Consider the following 269-nt stretch of genomic DNA (forward strand, 5'->3'; position numbering starts at 1 on the left):
CGTCGAATCGCCGGCACTGCGCCGTGCGGTGACGCTGGATGTCCTACTGCCCGCTGATAATTCGGTGAAGCGTCCGACGCTGTACATGCTCGACGGGGTGAGCGCCGGGGACAACGCCAGCGGCTGGATGTACCAGGCTGATGCCAAGGGCTTCTTCGCCGACAAAGACGTCAATGTGGTGATGCTCAATGGCGGTCGGTCGAGTGTGTACACCGACTGGGAGAAGGAAGATCCGGTCCTCGGTCTGAACAGGTGGGAAACCTTCACCG

1 protein-coding gene is annotated in these 269 nt (G+C 61.3%); it reads left to right on the forward strand.

Annotated elements, in window-relative coordinates; all coding sequences use genetic code 11:
• The coding region (locus SB754_RS20525; RefSeq protein WP_410784206.1) for an alpha/beta hydrolase-fold protein at positions 1 to 269 on the forward strand (269 nt) is incomplete at both ends.

It is taken from the genome of Leifsonia sp. SIMBA_070 (genome assembly GCF_046534635.1).
GTDB lineage: Bacteria > Actinomycetota > Actinomycetes > Actinomycetales > Microbacteriaceae > Leifsonia.